The 5863-nt window shown below is 56.7% G+C and carries 8 protein-coding genes; 4 read left to right on the top strand and 4 right to left on the bottom strand.

Features of this window, described 5'->3' with window-relative positions; genetic code table 11:
* Positions 1-393 precede the first annotated feature (393 nt).
* Positions 394-651 carry a type II toxin-antitoxin system ParD family antitoxin gene (locus tag C1J04_RS19260; protein WP_102875940.1) on the top strand — a complete coding sequence of 86 codons (258 nt, stop codon included), beginning with the start codon at positions 394-396 and terminating at the stop codon, positions 649-651.
* Positions 641-934 (top strand): type II toxin-antitoxin system RelE/ParE family toxin, encoded by a 294-nt coding sequence (locus C1J04_RS19255; RefSeq protein WP_093734555.1) that lies wholly within the window; start codon positions 641-643, stop codon positions 932-934. The genes C1J04_RS19260 and C1J04_RS19255 overlap by 11 nt, the downstream gene beginning before the upstream one ends.
* Before the next feature lie 25 nt (positions 935-959).
* Here the strand turns inward: C1J04_RS19255 and C1J04_RS19250 are convergent, their stop codons facing one another.
* Together C1J04_RS19250 and C1J04_RS19245 are read right to left on the bottom strand one after the other, a co-directional pair.
* On the bottom strand, positions 960-1508 hold the full coding sequence (locus C1J04_RS19250) for a hypothetical protein (RefSeq protein WP_114865799.1): 549 nt from the start codon (positions 1506-1508) through the stop codon (positions 960-962).
* Positions 1505-1765, bottom strand: a complete 261-nt coding sequence (locus C1J04_RS19245) for a hypothetical protein (protein WP_084355151.1) — start codon at positions 1763-1765, stop codon at positions 1505-1507. Before C1J04_RS19245 ends, C1J04_RS19250 begins: the two co-directional genes overlap by 4 nt.
* Positions 1766-1920: 155 nt before the next feature.
* Between C1J04_RS19245 and mobQ the strand changes: the two genes are divergently transcribed.
* The gene (gene mobQ / locus C1J04_RS19240; RefSeq protein ID WP_114865798.1) at positions 1921-3201 is read left to right on the top strand and encodes a MobQ family relaxase; all 1281 of its coding nucleotides are present in this window, start codon (positions 1921-1923) and stop codon (positions 3199-3201) included.
* A gap of 461 nt (positions 3202-3662) precedes the next feature.
* Here the strand turns inward: mobQ and C1J04_RS19235 are convergent, their stop codons facing one another.
* A complete protein-coding gene (locus tag C1J04_RS19235) occupies positions 3663-4070 on the bottom strand; it encodes an HdeA/HdeB family chaperone (protein WP_162797857.1) in 408 nt (135 codons plus the stop codon).
* 356 nt (positions 4071-4426) lie between these two features.
* On the opposite strand from C1J04_RS19235, the gene C1J04_RS19230 reads away from it, so the two are divergent.
* Positions 4427-4876 carry a hypothetical protein gene (locus C1J04_RS19230; RefSeq protein WP_093734556.1) on the top strand — a complete coding sequence of 150 codons (450 nt, stop codon included), beginning with the start codon at positions 4427-4429 and terminating at the stop codon, positions 4874-4876.
* Positions 4877-4897: 21 nt separating this feature from the next.
* On the opposite strand, the gene C1J04_RS19225 is transcribed toward C1J04_RS19230, so the two are convergent.
* The gene (locus C1J04_RS19225) at positions 4898-5863 is read right to left on the bottom strand and encodes a replication initiator protein A (RefSeq protein ID WP_114865796.1); all 966 of its coding nucleotides are present in this window, start codon (positions 5861-5863) and stop codon (positions 4898-4900) included.

Below are 5863 nucleotides of genomic sequence, written 5' to 3'. Positions count from 1 at the left end.
GAAGAGATCAAGGTTAGGGTGGCGTTCGGGTAAAAAGACTCATGTTGCTATCATGGCCGAAGTTTGGCCGATCAGGAACCTAAAATTTGGCCGATCAGGAACCTTGGCCCAATCCATCAATATGTGGGCAAAGTTTGGCCTATCGGGAACCCGATTTGCCTGTGGAAGCTTGTGGCCCTTTCGGAACCAAAGTTTGGCCCTTTCGGAACCAAAGTTTGGCCCTTTCGGAACCCAGAGGCGGTTTAAGCTCATTCATACCAACGCGTTATCGAATCCGTAACACTACTCCGTAGGTAACATTGTAAACACTAGGAAGGTTTGGGCTAAACGACAGGATTGAACTGTAATACTTATTGGTACATACTAGCTCTGCTTAGAAAAAGGATTGTCGATATGCCCCGGAACACATCCGTAACCCTTGGAACTCACTTTTCAGATTTCATAGGTGAGCAAGTGCAAGCTGGCCGTTATGGGTCCGCCAGCGATGTTGTGCGGGCAGGCTTGAGACTTCTCGAAGAACACGAAACCAAGGTCCGCGCTTTGCAGGATGCGTTGATTGCTGGGGAACAGTCAGGGACACCGCGTCCTTTCGACAGCGAGGCATTTTTAAGCCGGATGCACGCGAAGCATGCTGCCAAACATGCAGGGTAAATCCTACGCGCTTTCGCCACTGGCTGAGATCGACCTTGAAGACATCTGGCTTTACACGTTTCAGAACTGGTCACTTGCGCAGGCTGACAGCTACCACCGTGATTTGATTGCGACGTTCGAGGGGTTGGTATCTGGCACCAAAAGGGGCCGGGAAGTCGATGTGCGCCCCGACTATCTGAAATGCCCGGTCGGATCGCATATGATTTATTTCCGCGACAATGGCGACCAGATCGAGGTGATTCGTGTGCTGCATCAGCGGCAGGACGCAAATCTCAACCTCTGATCCCCACGCATGGCCGGACTGATTTTCACTGATCCGGCCTGTTGATCCAGATCGCGCAGTAGCTGGACCCGTTGTTCTGTTCGACCACCTGACCGCCCGCACTGCCACAATAGATGCTTGGAAACTGCCCGAACTCACGGGCATCGCCCCGCCCGGCAATCCATGCCATCGCCAGCGCCCCGATAATGGCCCCTGTGGCGAGCATGGAGGCCAACCACACCCAGAACCCGCCAAACCAGCGCCATGCCTCTCTACGAGCCTCTCCGGCGGCCTGTGAGAGCTTTGCGCGTTCGTTGTCGAGGTCGTGCCGGATACCGGCCATGGCGCTCTCAGCAGCCCTTGTTGCGGCCTGTGTGGCGCTGCGGGCCATCTGGTCGCGGTCCGTTTCCAAAGCCTCCTGAATGTCCCCCGGCGCATTCTCAGCCGCCTTTGCCATTTTCAGGACTGCTGCCGTCACGATCTGGTTCAGCTTTTTCGCCTCGTCCTTGTCGAGGCTGGTGCGTTGGAGCTGGTCCATGTCTTTGCGGATCAAGGTCAGCTCATCGGCGAGTATCTGGAACGGATCCTTGCTCATGTCTGATCCGCCTTCGCCGCGACCTGATCGAGATCTTCCAGCAGCCCGACCAGTTCTTTCTGATCGACTTCGCGGGTGGCGTTCTTGCGCAGGGTCGAAGCCATCCAGCGTGCAATCTTTGGGTCGTTCAAGGCGGCACTTGTAACGATGGCCCCGACGATGATCTTGCGCCGGGTCTCGCTGGCTTTCTGGCGGGTTTTGAGGCGGGCGAGCTTGGCCTGCGTTGATGCAATCTGCTGATCTATTGTCCGCGCCATTCTGGGCCCCTTTGCCACTGCCTTAAGTTGCTTTTAGGCTGACGTTGATGTAGAGAGCAAGACACGAAGTGCCCACTTATACAAACGCTACGTGTTTGTGTGGGTAGGGGAGACTGGCGTTTCCCCTTAACCCCTAAGCAAAGTGCAGCCCCCGAATGGCGATCTATCATTTACGCGCAACGATGATTTCCCGCAGTCAGGGCCGCAGCGCCACGGCGGCAGCGGCCTACCGCGTGGCCGAGCGGATCGAAGACCGCCGCACCGGGCTTACCTTCGATTACGCGGCACGGGGCGGTGTCGATCACACCGAAATCCTCGCACCGGATCACGCGCCGGATTGGGTCCGTGACCGATCCGAGCTGTGGAACCGCGTCGAGGAAGCCGAGACCCGCAAGAACAGCCAGGTCGCCCGCGAGGTCCGCGTGGCCCTGCCCGCCGAACTGACCCATGCGCAGCGGCTTGAGCTGGTGCGGGAGTTCGTGCGCAGCCAGTTCGTGGATCGTGGCATGGTGGCTGACATCGCCCTGCACGCGCCGGGGCGGATCGGCGACGAGCGCAACCATCACGCCCACATTCTGCTGACCACCCGTGAGGTGGATGCAGAGGGCAGCGTGTCCGACGGGGGCAGCGTGCCCCGCGGGGGCTTCACCACCAAGAACCGCGACTGGAATAAGGTCGAGGTTCTTGAGGGCTGGCGCGAGGCGTGGGCGCGGGACAGCAATGCTGCCCTTGAACGCGCCGGCATCGAGGATCGCGTGGATCACCGGACCCTCGTGGCGCAGCGCGACGAAGCGCTTGAGCGGGCATCGGCGGCGCGGGAGCGCGGCGACGAGGGCGCGGAGTTGCATGAAACCGTGCGGGCGATGTCACTGGACCGCCCGCCCCTGCCCCAACTCTCGCTGGGGGCGTGGCAGCTCAAGGAGCGCGGCATCGAGGTTGCCGCCGTTCGTGCTTGGCACGAGGTGAAGGATCGTGCCGCCGAGGTCAGGCAGGTGGTGCAGGAGCTGACCGGACAGGTCCGTGATTGGCTTGACCGTGCGGCAGAGCGCGTCATGGATCGTCTAGGATCAGGTCAGGCCGAGCTGGCGCTTGCGGGGGGGCGTGACGGCCGAGAGGAAGAACCCAACCTTGCCACGCGGTTGCGTGACGCATGGGAGGCGCGACAGGGCCGTGAAAAGGAACAGCACGTTGATGCGCCGGAGCGGGATGCACCGGAACCACAGGATTTGGCGGCGCGGTTGCGCGAGGCAGCAGCGGGGATCGACTCGGATGCTTTAGCGGATCGCGCAGCCGCGTTGCGCGAGGGCCGTGAGGCCGAGGAACGGCACATCGCGCAGGAGGCCGCGCGAGAACAGGAACGGGTGAAAGAGCTGGAACGCCAGCAGGAGATTGAGCGGGAAGCCCATCGCGACCGAGGGCATGGGATCGAGCGGTAGGGTTGGTGCTGCGCACCAAGCAAAACCTCCCTTCCCCTGCCTTATGGCTGGCGATGTCAGTCAGGTTTTGAAGAGCAGTAACCGACCTTCGCTGCACTGCGCCTGAATTCACACAGTGCGGGACTTTTTTGCCGTTGATTTACTTCGTATCTTTGGACCGCAGCGCTACAATTTTGGTGTCTGCTGATGCGCGAGTAGAACCCATCTACCTTCGTTTTGAACATAGGTGCTGGCACAGAACGCTTCGTAGGGGTCTTTGCCATCGCGTCTGCCAGTCACCGAGTAGGCGAGCACAACCGTTGTATTATCGCGAAAATCGACTGAACTCCAACGCGGTGCTTGCCTCAAGCCCTCGACGATCTGTTCACCTGGCTGGGGGGTTGCGACCAGTATCTTATCTTCCCCAAACCAAAGCGGGGCACCCCGAGGGCACCCCATTCCAGTCGTAATCTCGTTGGTGGTTAACGTGTGCCGGATTGGCCAGCTGCTGCTTCTGTCACCATCGCGTCCCAGTTACGCGAACAAGTGCGGTTCAAGATCGCCATTTCTTCGGCAAAGCGGGACATGTCGTCGTCAGCTCCGGCAATAGAAGTTGCGGTTGCGGAGCCAGAGGAAGCGGCAGAATTGCTCTCTTCTGCCGCGGTACCAACAGATGAATCCGTCGCTGTTGCGGTACCATCGGTTGGTACAACGTTGTCGTTAAGCTCGGCGATCGCCATCATAGCCACCTTGTCACGATCTGCGCCACCCAACTGATTGTACTCTCCACAGGTCATTCCGTGTAAGTCCAGGTGCGCTGCAGCGAAAGCTGGTACAGACAAAGTGCTGATAAGTGCAGCAGCAGCGAGTGTCTTAATTGGATTGGTCATTATAATCTCCATTTATTGCTAACAACCCAACCAGCCTAAATCGGTTTAGTTCCAAAATAATTTCAATTTCGCTTGGTAAGAATGGGCTCCTAGCCGCCATTCTCTGCGATCTCCACGAACGGCTGGCCTAGGTAAAACCACACGCCATGACACTGTTCCCAAAATGCTCCTTTGTGGAGCGCAGGCCCCCTGCCCCGTTTTCCGCCACCACAAACCCCGTTCAAAACCAAAGAGGTTGTTGAAGGTTTTTGAACCTTTTTGGCCCTGCCCTTCCCTGCTGGGGTGGTTTTCATGTAAACTGGTTCTACCGGACATGCAGAACCGAACACGACCACCGACAATAAGCAGGAAAAACTATGGCAAAACTATCTCTGAACAAGGCGGCTAAAGAGGCGAGCGTTGCTAAATCTACACTCCTACAAGCCTTAAATTCAAAGCGTATGAGTGCAGAAAAGAACGAAAAAGGGCATTGGGAAATTGAAACATCGGAACTTTTTAGGGTGTTCCCTAGAACTGGTTCTGCCGAACACAAAGAACCGAATGCTACCCCTCATGCAGAACTATTAAAAAACAACCAAAACAGTGCTTTGGAAGTCGAAGTTAAGATGCTTCGTGAGAAGATCGAGGATGCCAACCTTGAACGAGAGCGTGAAAGGGAACAGGCAAGCGAGCAGATCGAGAGTTTGCGCGGGCAGATCGAACGCCAGAGCGCCGATCACAGGCAGGCACTGGCGGCAATCGCGGACCAACGCCCGCAACATACGGCAAAGCCGCCCAGACGGTTTTTTGGGTTGCTGAAGGGGTAGGGGAAAATCTAGGCGCCTGACTTAGCGAAGTTTTTCCTGTTTCTTACAGTAGCCGACAAAAGCCGCACCCGCGTTTTTTGGAGCGTTCCCACTGGCGGCTTCTTCATTGGCATATGCTAACCATTTGCTTTGTAGAGCATGGTAATCCCAGCCCTTTGCACGCGCAATTTCGCGGCCCTTTTCATCTGCCCAATCAGGTATTCTGATTGAAGGGGATAGGGCGGTGGGGTGTGCTTTACGGGGTCTGACGACTACTAAATCGTCCGATGTTAGTTCAAAGCTGTAGAAGGGTGTCACGTCCGCTTTGATGATTTCTCGAAGGTTGAGGCGGAAGCGCTTTAGGGGAGCGTTGCTGCCTGTTCTATCTTGCAGGTTGGCAAGGCCAATCTGCCACTTGCTTTTGTTCCCGCAAAACTTCCGCGCGATCTCGTAGAGCCGTCGTTCGAGTGGTCGGCGTAGCCGGAAGTAGTCGCGGCTTATCGAGACAACTTCATTGGCTTCGATTGCCCGCATGAGCCACCGCGAAATTTTGATCTCACAATAATCGTTGCGGGTGAAAGCCTCGTTTTTGACCATGCCGCCTTCGTCAATCATCGAGAAGGTGCGGCGCTCGGTTTCTTTGCCTGTCCTGACATTGGTGACAAATTGCGTGCCTTGTAGTCGGTCTATGGCGTTTTCGATCCGTTTATAGTGATCTCCGCCGATAGGGCGGTTTATGGCAATGCACATTTCGCGCATGGAAAACCGAACCGTGTCCCCGATCTCCTGCCCCTTATTTTTTCGGGCCATGAGCTGGCTTATGACAAATATCAGAATGTCTTTGTCGAAGATGGTGGGGAGGCCTAGCGGGGATGGGCGTATTTTGAGGACGTTGTCTCCCTGTCTGTATTCGAGATGCCGCATATCTGGCTTTGTCGCGAGCGAGAACAACGGGTGTTCCATCGACGCCAGATCATCTTTTGGCACCGCATCTGCGATGTCGAGCAC

It is taken from the genome of Sulfitobacter sp. SK025 (genome assembly GCF_003352105.1).
In the GTDB taxonomy this organism is placed as follows: domain Bacteria; phylum Pseudomonadota; class Alphaproteobacteria; order Rhodobacterales; family Rhodobacteraceae; genus Sulfitobacter; species Sulfitobacter pontiacus.
The sequence above is the reverse complement of the archived record's forward strand: the minus strand, read 5'-3'. Positions and strand labels throughout refer to the sequence as shown.